This is a genomic window from Pedobacter sp. UC225_61, from assembly GCF_044452285.1.
Classification (GTDB): domain Bacteria; phylum Bacteroidota; class Bacteroidia; order Sphingobacteriales; family Sphingobacteriaceae; genus Pedobacter.
The window spans coordinates 1,705,927-1,720,541 of record NZ_JBIOAL010000001.1; the positions used below are offsets into that span (position 1 = coordinate 1,705,927).

Genomic DNA, 14,615 nt, shown 5'->3' on the forward strand with positions numbered 1-14,615 from the left:
AAGCTGTAATTTTTGTTAAAATTTTGTTAAAATCTATCAAGTTACGACCATAAAAATTTTAAAACTGTATTATTGTAAATTACGTTAATCTTAAGAAAGCATAATAGTCATGAAATTGAAGATCAGTTTATTCATTGCATTTTTTATAGCGATAAGTGTTAATGTTTTTGCGCAAGATAAGAACGTTACTCTCCCACCAAATTGGTTTAATCTCGATTTAGTATCTAACGGATATTTTGGTATTAGTACCGAAAAAGCATACACTGAATTACTTAAAGATAAAAAACCTAAACAAAAAATTATAGTGGCCGTAATAGATGGCGGAACTGATATTAATCATGAAGATTTAAAAGACGTTTTATGGACCAATGCTAAAGAAATTCCTGGTAATGGAATTGATGACGATGGCAATGGTTATGTAGACGATATTCATGGCTGGAATTTTTTAGGGTCAAAAAAAGGTAATCTAGCTTATGACAATTTAGAATTGATACGTATTAAAAGAAAATTTGAACCTAGGTACAGATCTACTATTATGACCACAGTGTTGGATAGTACAGAAAAGAAAGAGTATGCACTTTACAAAAGAGTTCAAGCAGATTTTGGGAAGAAATATGAGGATGCCACTTCCACATTTCCAATATATATAGCCATAAAAAAGGTGATGGACTCTGTGGCCATGATTAATAAAAAAGAAGTACCATCATTAGAAGATATTGAAAAGTATAAAGCTGACGATGAGACAGAAGAATATGTTAAAAAAATAATTAGAAAAGGGGCAAAGGAAGAAGGAAACATTGAGAAATTCTATACCAGTATTAAAAAGGGATATGAAGAATTAGAAGTCATGTTAAAATATAATTTGAATGTGAATTATGATCAGCGTGCTGAATTAGTAGGGGATGATTATTCAAATTCTGAACAGCGTAATTATGGAAATGCAGATGTAATAGGGCCAAAAGCAGATCATGGAACCCATGTTTCGGGAATTATTGGTGCTAATAGAGGTAATGGAATTGGGATTTTGGGTGTTGCGAACAATGTGAGTATTATGACTATTAGGGTAGTGCCTGAGGGCGATGAACGTGATAAAGATGTAGCTAATGGAATTCGATATGCAGTTGATAACGGTGCTAGAATTATAAACATGAGTTTCGGTAAAAGTTATAAGTGGGATAAGAAAGCTGTAGATGATGCAGTGAAATATGCAGAATTTAAAGGAGTATTACTAGTGCATGCAGCTGGTAATGATAATAAAGACAATGATATTGAAGACAATTATCCTACTAAATATTATGATAGTCCAGAAGCTATTGCATACGCTAATGCTAATCAAAAACCAGATATTTCAAAATTTATACCACCAAAAACAGAGGAAATGGTGAACGGACAAATGAGCAGAAGGCCAGATCCATTTGCAAAACCAAAACCATTAGACTCTGCAAAATTCAATTTGCCACATGCTAATAATTGGATTGAAGTAGGTGCTAGTTCTTATAAAGATGATGATAATTTAAAAGCATCTTTTTCTAATTATGGTAAGAATAATGTAGATGTTTTTGCGCCAGGTTTTATGATTAATTCTACTATACCTGGATCTAAATATGAAGAATATGATGGAACAAGTATGGCTGCGCCTGTTGTTTCTGGTTTGGCTGCTTTAGTTTTGAGTTATTATCCAGAGCTAAATCCAACGCAGTTGAGAGATATCATTATGAAATCCGTAACTAAAGTTGATCATAAAATTAAATATAAAAATGATAGAGATGAAAATGTTAGAGTTCCATTTTCAGATATTTGTGTGAGTGGCGGAATTGTTAATGCTTATAATGCATTAAAATTGGCAGAATCTTATCAACTTTCAAAATAATATTCAAAATATAGTGTATTTGAAATCCTTGATTGTTAAAATCAAGGATTTTTTAGTTTAATGATCTTTTTGGTTATATAGTCGGTAACAATTTAGTGATGTTTTGCAGATAAGAATATAGAAAAGTGCCTTCATGAATTAGAAATTTGCTTTTTGTATTATTTATCTATTCTTTTATGAAAAATGCTGGATTTACTATTAAGCCATTACTTTATTATTAAGTCTATTCCGTAATACTCATTATTTAGTAAAGCTTAAACTATTAAATTGATATGAAAAAAGTCTACTTAAGTTTATGGATGGTGTTTTTAGCACTCGCTTCTTTTGCACAAAAAATACCTGATATACAAGTTTCGAATATGATTGCGCCAACTACTATTAAGATAGATGGAAAAATCTCAGAATGGAACGACACTTTCGCAGCTGAAAATAAAAGAACGGATTTATTTTATAGCATAGCTAACGACGATAAAAATTTGTACTTGGTTCTTAAATCTTCTAGTACGGCTTCTACTAACAAGATTATGATTGGAGGAATAACTTTTCTTATAAATCCCGAAGGAAAGAAAAAAGAAAAAGATGCAATAACCATAACATATCCTTTAGTTGTTCGTGCAAATAGAGGACAAGGTGGAAGAGGAGGGCAAGGACAAAATAGACAAGGTGGTTTTCAAAATCGATCACAACTAAGCACGCAACAACGTGATTCTATAGCATTGGCTTTGCACAAAACTCAATTAGCAACTGTAAAAGAAATAAAAATTTCAGGGTTTAAAACTATAACAAATTCATTGATTTCGATTTATAATGAACATGGAATTAAAGCAGTAGCGTCATTTGATCAAAAAGGAATATATAATTGTGAATTTGCTATTCCATTAAACTTACTTGGCTTATCTGTAAATGATACTAAAGAATTTGCTTACCAAATAAAAGTAAATGGATTAAGTAACATGAATTTTGGAGGCAATGGTGCAGGATTTGGTGGAAGGGGAGGTGGATTTGGAGGTGGCAATAATGCTAGCAGTGGACAAGATTTAATGAGTGCTACCGATTTTTGGGGAAAATACAGTCTTGCAAAAAAATAAACCTAATTATAGCTCTTAATAATCCTTTTTATGATTCACTTTTATCAATGCCGTTCCTTTGCTACTTTATTTAAAGGATTAGTTTTTTTTATTTCATTAATAATTTGCAGTATAAAATTATCTGCTCAAACCCCACAAACACCTAAAAAAACAAATACACCACCTCCATTATTAGTTCGTGAGATAAGTGGGATTGTAAAAGATACAACTGATGTTGGAGTGCCTGGTACTACTATACGTTTAACTTCTGAAAAAGATACATTAGTAACGAGCACTAATCCTGATGGTATTTTTGTGTTTAAAAATGTAAAATCAGCAACGTATACATTAAGTGTTAATATGTTGGGATTTAAACCATTAATTGGTAAATACAAGCAAAATGATGCCATTCCTAGAATTGTTATGGATCCTATTATTCTGAAATCTCATTCTAATACTTTAGATGCTGTAGTAATTAATGGAACTCCTTCTATTACTTATAAAACAGACACTGTTGAATATAAAGCAAGTGATTATATTGTAAGAGAGAATGCAACAGTTGACGAATTACTGAAGAAAATGGAAGGCATGGAAGTTGGCACGGATGGTTCATTGGTGCATCAAGGAGCTGCAGTAACCAAAGCTAAAATTAATGGTAAAACTTATTTAGGAGGAGATGTTTCTACAGCTATCCAGAATTTACCAGCAGAAATTGTAGAAAAAATTCAGGTAGTAGATGACTACGGAGATCAGGCTGCAAGAACAGGAATTAAAGATGGTGATCCAGAGAAAATCTTAAACATCGTTACACGTGCTGATAAATCTGTTGGAAATACTGCTAATATCGCCGCTGGCGCTGGGAGTAATGAAAGATACGAAGGCTCTGTATTTGCAACCAGATTAAATGCGAATCAAACAATAGGTGTGAATGCTAGAATAAATAATACCGTAAATGGGGTTGCAAATAGTGGAAGTAATAATGGCGGTGGAAATGGAGGTAGAGGAGGAAATGGAGGCGGGAGCTCATCAGAAGGAAGTGGAGGAACAACAAATAATGGGAATACCTCTTTTTCTTATCGTGATCAGTTAAGTAAAAAAGTTAAAATCAATACTAATTATAGATATAATTTTAGCGATGTAAATTCTTTAAATAGTAGCATTTCTCAAATTCCAAGCTTATTAGGTAAAACCTTCTCAACTAATGATGGCTCTAATGATAATAATACAAAAGCGCATAATTTGAGTTTTGAATTAGAAGCTGATTTAGATAGTGCAAATTTTTTAAGAGTTAGTCCAACATTTAGTTATTCATCTACAGGATCAGGTAGCGAATCATTCAATACTCAACGATTTATTGCAGCAAATCCAACACCGACAAACCAATCGTTTAGACAAGATCAAACTGGTAAAAATGCAAGTACAAATACGAGGCCTAATTATGGAGTTACAGTGTTTTATCAGCACATATTTAAAAAACCAAGGAGAAATATATCGTTACAAGTAAGTTTAAATAATAACAATCAAGAAGCAGAGCAAGAGCGTAATTCACGTATACTTTATTATGATGGATTATCTGATGTTGTACTTAAAGATTCATTAGTACATCGGATGGTTGATAGAGATAATTTGACAAAGAATTATAGAGGAAGTTTGACTTTTGCCGAGCCTTTAACTGCAAATACACAATTGGAATTTAATGGGCAAATTAATTACAATGGATACGATAACACAGCTACAACGAGTAATATCTTAGCAAACGGGACCAAACTAATTGTTGATTCATTAAGCAACATTTATGATTACTCCTTTACGCAGACACGTTTGGCTTTGAATTATCGTTATGGTGTTTCTAATGCTTCTAAAGTTAGATTTTCGTTAGGTCTAACTGCTGTTCCAGGTGTGCTTAGCGGAACTAAAGCAAGTTTAGGGACAACGACTCATCGAACTAGCTTTAATTTGATCCCTATTGCTCGTTTTCAATACTTATGGTCTAGACAACACAGTATTCAAATTAATTATTCAGGAAATGCCTCTGAACCTACATTTGATCAGATTCAACCAGTTAGGGATGTATCTAATCCGCAGAATCCTATAGTTGGTAACCCAAATCTTAAAGTAACATTTAATCACTCTATAAATACGAACTATAATAACTACATCGCTAACTCTAAGTTAAATTATTCTGTAAACGCCAATGCTACATTTATAGAAAATTCTGTAGTAAGAAATGTAGTACAAATTATAGATGCTTATAATAGTAAAAAGAACGAAACACGTTATGTAAATATTAATGGTGTGTATCGTATAAATGGAAATTATTCCATTAGTAAACAGCTTTATAATCGTAAATATAACCTCACACTTAATGGAAATGCTAGCTATAACCATGGTGTCTCAATGAGTGATAATAAGCAAAACATTACGACAACTTGGAGATTTAATGAACGACTTGGGCCAAGAATTAATCCAACAGAATGGTTAGAGGTAAATCCTTTTATTTCATATGATTATACAAAGTCGAATAATACTTTAGCTAGTTCAATTGATAGTAAAACAAAAACTTTAGCATTTAATATTGACGGAAAAGTTTACATGTGGCAAACCTTGATTTTTGGATATAGCGCTAGTAAAAACTATGTAAGTGGTATCAATGCAAACATTACAAATAATCCTTTGGTAATTAATGGGTATTTAGAAAAGGAATTTTGGAAGCGCAAAGCGAAATTTACATTTCAAGCATTTGATATCTTAAATCAAAATAATTTTGTGAATAGGAATATTTTAGATAATGGTGGTATTATAGATACAAAGTCGAACTCACTTAGCAGATATTTCATGCTTCGTCTTAGTGTACGTTTACAAAAATGGAGCGGAATTAAACCTCGTGATGGAAGACAAATGATGAGACGAGGAGACGGCAGTTTTAATTAAAAATTTAACTACTTACGGGCTTCCATTAATTGTCGAGGTGATGAATTAAATTACTAATTCTAATAAAAGAAAACAATTAAGAGAGCAATGCATGAAACAGCAATAAATAATAGATAGATTAAATTAATTGCATCTGCTTTTTTCATAGTAGGATTAATTATATATAAATAAGTAATGAGATTTAAATGTAATTTTATTATCTCCATTCATATGTAACTGCCTTAATAATTCGTTTACATGCGTTTTCTGTTAAGTCAAAACGCTCTTTTAATAAATTCAAAGTAATCATTTCACCAGTACATAGATCATATTTGCTCCAGTTTTTATAATCAGCAGCAATTTTCCATATGTTTTTGAAAAGCATTAATGCATTTTCATTTTGTAATTGATTAGAAATATAAGATTCAAATTTCCAAGGCATATTCCAGGTTTGAAAAGTTAGAACTGTTTCTTCGATGTTGTTAAGAGCTGATCTATGATCCATCTGATGCTAGTCTTTTAAGGTGATAATGTGATTTAGTTATAGTTTTAAAATTTAAATTCTTCGTTCGATTTCAACAAAGCTTAGTAAGGAATTAATTAGAAATCCTTGAAATAGCTTAAATAAAGAACTTTAATTTCTTAAAAAGGAATTCAGTATTTCAAAAGATTTTTAATATTCCTTTCATCTAAGTTATTCTTAAAAAGAAAGTTAGATATACTCTTTTAGGATGAAAACTTTGCTATGAAAGCATTAGAGAATTTAAGTAAACCAATGAAGATGGAACTACTTTTTAAAAGAGGGTTGAATAGCTCTTAAAATAAAAAAAGCTCATCTTTTGATGAGCTTTTACCAGTAGCGGGAACGAGAGTTGAACTCGTGACCTCAGGGTTATGAATCCTGCGCTCTAACCAACTGAGCTACCCCGCCAAAATGAAAATAATACCAAATGTTGAATACTATTTTTTAAAGAGTTGCAAATATAGAATAAATTACTTTTCTTTAGAAACAAATAATAAAAAATAGTCCATTATTTTTAAGAATAGAGGTGTTTAAGGATGTCAGAAAAGAAAAAATTTACATTAGAATATGAGTTGAGATCATCTCCCCGTATATTATTCAGTTTTATTAGTGAACCAAATGGCTTATCGCAATGGTTTGCTGATGATGTGATTTTTAGAGATCAGGTTTACACTTTTACTTGGGACGATGAAGTTCAGAAAGCAAAACTCCTTAGCATAAAAGAGAATAAATTAGTGAAATTTAAATGGCTAGATGATGAACCTCATTGCTATTTCGAAATGGAAATTGTTCAAGATGAGCTGACTAACGATGTTGCTTTGTCAATTACAGATTTTGCTACAGATGAGACACGTGCAGAAAGAACACAAATTTGGGACAATCAAATCACTTACCTACTTAGTGTAATTGGTGCCTAGATTTTCGTAGGCTTTGCCTATCTTTGCATAGTGAAAAAAATACACCTACTGCTAATAAAGGCATTCATTAGACCATTCATTGTCACTTTTTTTGTGGTAATGTTTATTCTATTAATGTTCTTCTTGTTTAAGTATGTGGATGACTTGATAGGGAAAGGATTTGAGTGGTATACCATTGCAGAAGTAATGATGTATGCTTCTGCCTCAAACGTAGCAATGGCACTACCTCTTTCTATTCTCCTATCCTCTATTATGACGTTTGGTAGCTTAGGTGAAAACTATGAGCTTGTTGCTATTAAATCTGCTGGAGTATCTTTACAAAAGGCCATGCGACCATTATTTGTGTTAATCATTGGTCTTTCGATTGCATCTTTTTTATTTTCAGATTACATGCTTCCTAAAGCTAATTTAAAATATGGCTCGTTGCTTTGGGACATGCGTAACAAAAAACTTTCTTTTTTAATTAAACCTGGAGTTTTTAATAATAGTATTCCCAATTATGCCATGAGGGTTGAGCGTAAAGGTGAGGGTGCGATAGATTCTTTATATGGAATTATGATTTATGACCATACGGGTGGCAATGGAATTCCGAAAATTATTATGGCACAAAAGGGTAGGATGGCTAAAACTAGTGATGGCAAATATTTAGTGCTAAAATTAGTGGACGGTGTTAGATACGAAGAAACTAATGGTAGTGGAAGTGCATCATACAATCCTCGTCAGGCATTTAACCGAATGCGTTTTAAACAAACAGAAGTGAAATTTGATTTTTCTAGTTTTAAGGATTTAAGTCGCACCCAAGAAGAAAATTTCAAGAACAATGCACCTATGCTTAATTTGAAAGAACTTTCTCACCGTGAAGATTTTTAAGTAAATCATTAGATAGTGTAAATAAAAGTACAAAAGTTAATGCAGGGAGTTATTTTAAACAAAATAATTATCAAAAAGGGTATAGTAAAATTAAAGCACCAGCAATCGTTATTAAAGGCTCTATATTAAATGCTATTCCAAAAAATCAACGTTTACAGGCTTTGCAAAATGGATTTGATCAAGCTGAAACTATAAAGCAGGTTGTTAATAATCGTATTTTAGAACATAGTGTTAGAGAGAAGGAAATTATAAAAGCACGTATCGAGTATCAAAGAAAATATACATTAGCCGTTTCGTGTTTGCTCCTATTTTTTATTGGAGCACCATTGGGTGCTATTATTAGAAAAGGAGGCTTAGGCTTGCCCGTAGTGATTGCAGTAGTGTTTTTCTTAATTTATCATATTATTTCAACTGTAGCAGAAAAGTCTGCAAAAGAAGGTTCTTTAGATCCTATTTTTGGTATGTGGACAGCGATATTAATTTTAACTCCTTTAGGTATATTTTTAACTTATAAAGCAACTGTTGATTCTGCCTTATTTGACATCGATTATTACAAACAACTTCTAACAAACTTATTTAAGCGCAAAAACCCTAAATCTTTGGATTAAGAAGATTTTTTACAAATCCTATTCCTTACTTATTGATGATATTTTATGTCAAATTATTGCCAACAAAGGTTGTAACTTTGCATAATAAACTATTGAAGGAATTTTGAATCCTTAAGTAGTTATTGATAGATACAAAATGAAAATAAAATTAAATACAATAGACGAAGCTCTTGAGGATATCAAAGCTGGTAAAATAATTATAGTGGTAGATGATGAGGATCGCGAAAATGAGGGGGATTTTATTACGGCGGCTAGAAATGTAACTCCAGAAGTAATTAATTTTATGTCTAAGTATGGAAGAGGGTTAATTTGTGCACCATTGATTGAAGATCTTTGCAACGATTTAAAACTCGACCTAATGGTGCAAAATAATACAGTATTACATCAAACTCCATTTACAGTTTCTGTTGATTTGATTGGTCATGGATGTACCACAGGTATTTCTACGCATGATAGAGCTAAAACTGTTCAAGCGCTAATCAATCCTGATACTAAGCCCGAAGATTTAGGTCGCCCAGGTCACATTTTCCCTTTAAAAGCTAGAAGAGAAGGTGTACTGAGAAGAACTGGTCATACAGAAGCTACTATAGATATTGCTAGACTTGCAGGTTTTGAACCAGCGGGAGTTTTGGTTGAAATTATGAATGAAGATGGTACTATGGCCCGCTTGCCTGATTTAGTACAAATTGCGGCTCAGCATGAACTTAAAATCATTTCAATTAAAGATCTTATTGCTTATCGTCTTGCGGCAGAAAGTTTAATTAAAGAAGAGGTTGCTGTAAATCTACCAACACAATGGGGAGATTTTAAAATGACAGCTTATACGCAACTTAGCAATAATGCTACTCATTTAGCGATTAGCAAAGGCGAATGGGCAGCTGATGAACCTATTCTTGCTCGAATTCATAGTTCTTGTGTTACTGGTGATATTTTTGGTTCTTGTCGTTGTGATTGCGGACCTCAATTACATGCTGCTTTTCAAATGATAGAAAAAGAGGGGAAAGGCATTATTGTGTATATGAACCAAGAAGGAAGGGGGATTGGATTGATTAATAAATTACGTTCTTATAATTTGCAAGATGCTGGTTTCGATACTGTTGAAGCTAATATTGAGTTAGGTTTTAAAGGAGATGAACGTGATTATGGTGTTGGTGCACAAATATTGAGAGCACAAGGAGTAAGTAAGATGAAGTTGCTATCTAATAATCCTACAAAAAGAGCAGGATTAATTGGTTATGGCTTAGAAATAGTAGAAAATATACCAATTGAGATAGAAAGCAATAAGCATAATGAAACATATTTAAAAACTAAACGCGATAAAATGGGTCATCATATTATGAAAGGTTAGTCAAATAGAAACACTTATAAAATTAAAAATCCAAAGCTTATTTTCGCTTTGGATTTTTTTTGCTCTCGTTCATGATCGCTTCTTTATCAAGTTTCTCTTTTGATTTTTCTGCTTCCTTTTTCTTCTGATCTCTGCGATATTTCCCACTTATTTTCTGTAGAAATTCTTTAAACGAATCGAATTGTTGACTATAAATTAAACCTAATGAGGTTACGTTAGCATTAGGATCTACACCTGGGTTAGCGAATATACTTTGTTGCGTAGGTGGTTTGTTAGCTAGTTTTCCTACTAACGTTCCATCTTTTTTAATTAGACCAAGAATTTCTACTTCTTTACCCACGTTATCTTTAAAGAGACCAATTGAGTAGTCAGTAGAGCTTTTTGTGTTGTCTACTATACCAGCATTTACTATAATTCTATCATTAAAAAATTTGAATGAAGCACTTGCTTCATTAAATGATTGAACGTTTATATCAACAAAATTCAGGTTAAGAGATGAAAGTAAGTTGTTGAATTGGTTAAAAATCAATTCTGTAGCAGTACTTGTCCCTACTGAACTTAATTGCTGACCAATATTTGCTTTGCCAGTTCCAGGAGCAAAACGACGTTGAATAATTAAGCTTAAAGCTTGCGTATTTAAATTGTCTCCGTCATTAAAATAAGCTTGCAATTCATCTTTAACTGCCGGATTAGTTGGGAAGAAAATATCTAATTTAATATCTGGTTTCAATAGCAATCCCGATAACCCCATTTCAACTTCTGTTTGCACTCTTTCACTTGCATTACTACTTGCATCGCGATTTGCGGCAGTATACAAATCACTCAAACTAGCTCGTAAAGCATATATCGCTTTTAAATTAATTTGCGCATTACTTGGGTTTCCTGTCCAACGTATGGTACCACCTTGGCGAATATCAAGACGTTTATTAATTACTTCTTGAGCTGTAAAATCAAAAGTTCCAGTTTCTATAATATAGTCGCCTTTCATTTCAAAATCGCCTATACTGTTAATTTTTAATTCTAATTCTGCGTTTCCTTTTCCACTTAATTTACCCAATATCGTATAAATATTTGCCGAACTATTCGGGTCAACTTTAAGTTTAAAGTTCATGGTTAGGCCATCGAAACTGGTTTTTCTTTTAATAACTTGAGTAGTATCTTTACTCACAAAAGTGATGAAATCTTTTTCAGAAACTGTTTCAGAGCTATTTAATGGTAAATTAAAGACAGTTCCTTTTTCTGTTTTCGCGTCAATATCAATAAACATTTTGTTTGTAGGACCTTTAAAAGAGAATTCTCCTGTAGCATAGGCCTTTCCATAATAAACTGAATTATCTTTCGAAGTTGTATTTAGTGCCATAAAATTAGTGGCAACTAACTTCACCTGTATATCTGGATTATCAATATTGTTTAAATCAACGGTTCCGTTTGCAGTAGCTTCATTACCATCAGCATCCTGTAAAACCAAATCATTGATGGCAATTATACTATTATTTACCTCAACTTTGTCATTTAAAGTATAAGCAGTTTTAAGATAGTTAACGGTTACTTCACCTTTATCAAAAGATACATCTCCATTTATCCCTGGTTTATCAAAGGAGCCTTTTACGGTAAGATCTGCAGAAACATTGCCTTTTAAATTAGAAACTAGTTTTTTAACAAAAGGCTCTAAGACCGTCAATTTACTATCATCTAACTTTATGTTAAGATCAATTAGTTTATCTTTTAAATCTAAGTTTCCTGTTAATTTAAAAGTTTCTTTATCATCCGTTACAATTTGAGTGTATACATTAGCAAGGTTAATGCTTTTGTTGTAAGAAGAGGTATCGGTTAATTTGCCGATATAAGTGTCGTTAAAATTAAGAGAATCGATTTGTATGCTATCCGTAATTCTTGGAGAGTTAAGGATGTTATATAATTTTGTTTTGCCATTGATATGCCCTGCCATTTTTAAGCCTAATGTTTTAACAAAAGGATTTAATGTTTTTAGCCTGAAATTTTCAAAACCAATAACTAACAAATCTTTTGGATCATTCGATACAATCCCATCTATTTTTAATAATTGTTTATCATTACTTAATGAGAAATTATTAATCTCAGTTTTACCGTTATTAAAGCTAATCCTAACTTTTTCTTGAATCATCCAATCTTCACTGTTGATTTTTAAATTGGATGGTAAGATACTGATTTTAGCAGTCGTATCTCCTGCAAATTCGATCAATCCGTTTAAATCCAGTTGATTGGCATCATCAGCATTTGATAGTTTTACGTTTAATGATAAACTATCGTTTCTTAAAACATTAGAGATGTTTACATTTTTAATGTATAAACTATCATTCAAATCTACTCTATCGGAAGTAATAATTGCTTGTAACTGTTTTGAAGTCGTGTTTTCGTCGATGATTATATTGTTTGCAGTAATTCCCTTATAAGTTAGCTTTTTTATACTACCATTTAAAGTTGCTATATTATTTCTTGAATCAAATGATCCAATAAGTAATGCCTGATCTTCAATTTGTAAACCAGGCATTAAAAGTTCTGCAATCGGTTCAAATCGTTTAATCTTTAAGTTAAAATCGAAAATCTGCGTATTGTATTTTATAATGTCTGTTCTAATAGATGGAACATAGGTTTTAGCAATTGCTTTATAATAAGAAACAATAGTATTGAGGTCATACTGCCCTTTAATGCTAGCGTCTAGAATATCAGATTTAATGGTTAAGCTTCTATCTATTCCAACACCATTTGCATTTAATTGGACGGAATCAATATTATAGATTCCTTTTTTATTAGTTAACCTTATTTGTTGGATTAATAAATTTCCTTGGATATTATCTAAGTTGTTACCTGAGAAATTAGAGCTAAATGTAGCATCCACTTTTAGTGAATCCTTGTATAATTTCAATGTTTTGAGGCGGGCATTTTTAATAGATGCATTAAAGTTGAAAACAGGTAGTTTAGGATTTAGATTTACACCGCCATCGAAAACTAATTGTACATTTTTATCATTTATTTTAAGGCTTCCATCGAAATATTTTTTATCAAATGTTCCATTAATAGTCACGTTTCTGTAGCGATAACCATTAAAATCTATGTAAGTAACCTCGCCTTTTAACTGCTCTGTAAGCCCTTTTACTTCTATACCTTTGCCTTTTACATACAATGCTGAGGTAATTTTACCTAAACTTTTTTCATTTAATAATTCACCCAAATTAAAATCAAAAGTTTTAACATTTCCAGAATAAGAAGGGATATCATTCTTATCTATTTTCATGTTAACATCAGATTTAAATCGACCTAGTTTTGTCTTAAATTCACCATAGGCAACAAAATCATTTTGAAAGCCAGTGAATGATCCATTAAAGTTAACATTGCCAAATTTATTTACAATTACTGGAATGGACTTCATTTGCTTTCCAGTAATATCTGTTAAAATTTCGTCCAAATCTTTTTTGTTTGTGCCGGCCATTTCAATTTTCATGTCCATAAAAGTTTGCTCCCAATCTGGCAAACCTTTTAACACGAAATCACCTTTAATGTAAGTGGCTTTTCCTGCTTTCAATGAAAGTTTTTTGGCCCTAAGGTCACTTACATATCCTGAAATTTGTCCATCAATGTCGATGTCTAATCTCATCTTTTTTAAGGCGGGAGTGAAGTAAGCAATGTCGTTAGAAGAAATGTGGCTTTCCTTAAAGTTAGCCTTCATTCTTACTTTATTTATGTAGTCGTTAAAATCTCTAAACTTACCAAACTTCATTTGGTAATAATCTGTTAAACGACTTTGGTTAGTCACTAATAAAAGGTCTTTCAGCTCAATTGCATTTGTGTCAATTGTAGTAAAAGCTGTTAAGTTTTTTAAGTTAAAACCACTCTTTTCTCTAAAGTTTAAGTTTTTAATATTAGCTTGAAGAATATGGCCATTGGTGTTCAGTTTTTCGAAAATGCCATTTAGTTTAGTTAAACTAATATCTTCAAAGTTTACACCTTTGGTAATGGTATCCTTTTTTAAGTTTTTATATTTAAAGGCTACATTATTTAAAATTATCCTATCAATTAAGAATTGGAATTTCTTTTTCCTAACCTTTGGAGGTGGCCCACTATCAAAATAATCTATAATAAAATCAAGATTTGATGAACCATCTAGATTATCTTTTAAAAAGAAAGAGCCATTATTAACCTGAACAGTATTTACATCCAAAATTCTTTCTTTTAAGGACAGTTTATTTAGATCTACTAAAAACTTTGGAAAATTGGCCAAGGTGTCTTTCTTTTGATCAAGCACAACTAGGTTCTCTAAGATGACAGATTTAAAAGGTTTTACGTATAGGCCACCAATAGAAATTGTAGTTTTGAGTTCTTTAGAAAGATATGCGGCAGCTTTTTTTGCTACAAATGTTTGTACAGGTTTAAACTGGAGGGAAAATATGACAATAGCAAGCAATAATATTATTGATGCAACAACCCAAAGCAGTATTTTTAATAGTTTTTTAATAATTTTGTAG

The 14,615-nt window shown here is 31.7% G+C and carries 9 protein-coding genes and 1 tRNA gene; 7 read left to right on the plus strand and 3 right to left on the minus strand.

Going from position 1 to position 14,615, the window contains the following annotated elements; all coding sequences use genetic code 11:
• Window positions 1-109 precede the first annotated feature (109 nt).
• The 3 genes from ACHMWN_RS08120 (at window position 110) to ACHMWN_RS08130 (ending at window position 5,868) form a co-directional block, all read left to right on the plus strand.
• Window positions 110-1,870 carry a S8 family peptidase gene (locus tag ACHMWN_RS08120; protein ID WP_397299487.1) on the plus strand — a complete coding sequence of 587 codons (1,761 nt, stop codon included), beginning with the start codon at window positions 110-112 and terminating at the stop codon, window positions 1,868-1,870.
• A 272-nt stretch (window positions 1,871-2,142) separates the two neighbouring features.
• Window positions 2,143-2,958, plus strand: a complete 816-nt coding sequence (locus ACHMWN_RS08125) for a hypothetical protein (protein WP_397299490.1) — start codon at window positions 2,143-2,145, stop codon at window positions 2,956-2,958.
• A 30-nt stretch (window positions 2,959-2,988) separates the two neighbouring features.
• Complete coding sequence (locus ACHMWN_RS08130) at window positions 2,989-5,868, plus strand: TonB-dependent receptor (RefSeq protein WP_397299493.1); 2,880 nt, start codon at window positions 2,989-2,991, stop codon at window positions 5,866-5,868.
• Window positions 5,869-6,064: 196 nt separating this feature from the next.
• Here the strand turns inward: ACHMWN_RS08130 and ACHMWN_RS08135 are convergent, their stop codons facing one another.
• Both ACHMWN_RS08135 and ACHMWN_RS08140 read right to left on the minus strand, forming a co-directional pair.
• Window positions 6,065-6,352 carry a hypothetical protein gene (locus tag ACHMWN_RS08135; RefSeq protein ID WP_397299496.1) on the minus strand — a complete coding sequence of 96 codons (288 nt, stop codon included), beginning with the start codon at window positions 6,350-6,352 and terminating at the stop codon, window positions 6,065-6,067.
• Between the two features lie 352 nt (window positions 6,353-6,704).
• Window positions 6,705-6,778: transfer RNA gene (locus ACHMWN_RS08140), tRNA-Met, on the minus strand.
• A 128-nt stretch (window positions 6,779-6,906) separates the two neighbouring features.
• On the opposite strand from ACHMWN_RS08140, the gene ACHMWN_RS08145 reads away from it, so the two are divergent.
• The 4 genes from ACHMWN_RS08145 (at window position 6,907) to ACHMWN_RS08160 (ending at window position 10,113) form a co-directional block, all read left to right on the plus strand.
• Window positions 6,907-7,287, plus strand: coding sequence for an START-like domain-containing protein (locus tag ACHMWN_RS08145; RefSeq protein ID WP_372820135.1), 381 nt, complete (start codon window positions 6,907-6,909; stop codon window positions 7,285-7,287).
• Between the two features lie 30 nt (window positions 7,288-7,317).
• Window positions 7,318-8,157, plus strand: coding sequence for an LptF/LptG family permease (locus ACHMWN_RS08150; protein WP_397299499.1), 840 nt, complete (start codon window positions 7,318-7,320; stop codon window positions 8,155-8,157).
• Window positions 8,158-8,318: 161 nt separating this feature from the next.
• Entirely contained in the window at window positions 8,319-8,765 is a 447-nt protein-coding gene (locus ACHMWN_RS08155; RefSeq protein ID WP_397299501.1) for an LptF/LptG family permease, read from the plus strand.
• 136 nt (window positions 8,766-8,901) lie between these two features.
• Window positions 8,902-10,113, plus strand: a complete 1,212-nt coding sequence (locus ACHMWN_RS08160; protein WP_397299503.1) for a bifunctional 3,4-dihydroxy-2-butanone-4-phosphate synthase/GTP cyclohydrolase II — start codon at window positions 8,902-8,904, stop codon at window positions 10,111-10,113.
• A gap of 37 nt (window positions 10,114-10,150) precedes the next feature.
• Here ACHMWN_RS08160 and ACHMWN_RS08165 read toward each other — a convergent pair whose 3' ends face one another.
• A complete protein-coding gene (locus ACHMWN_RS08165; RefSeq protein WP_397299506.1) occupies window positions 10,151-14,554 on the minus strand; it encodes a translocation/assembly module TamB domain-containing protein in 4,404 nt (1,467 codons plus the stop codon).
• Between the last annotated feature and the right edge of the window lie 61 nt (window positions 14,555-14,615).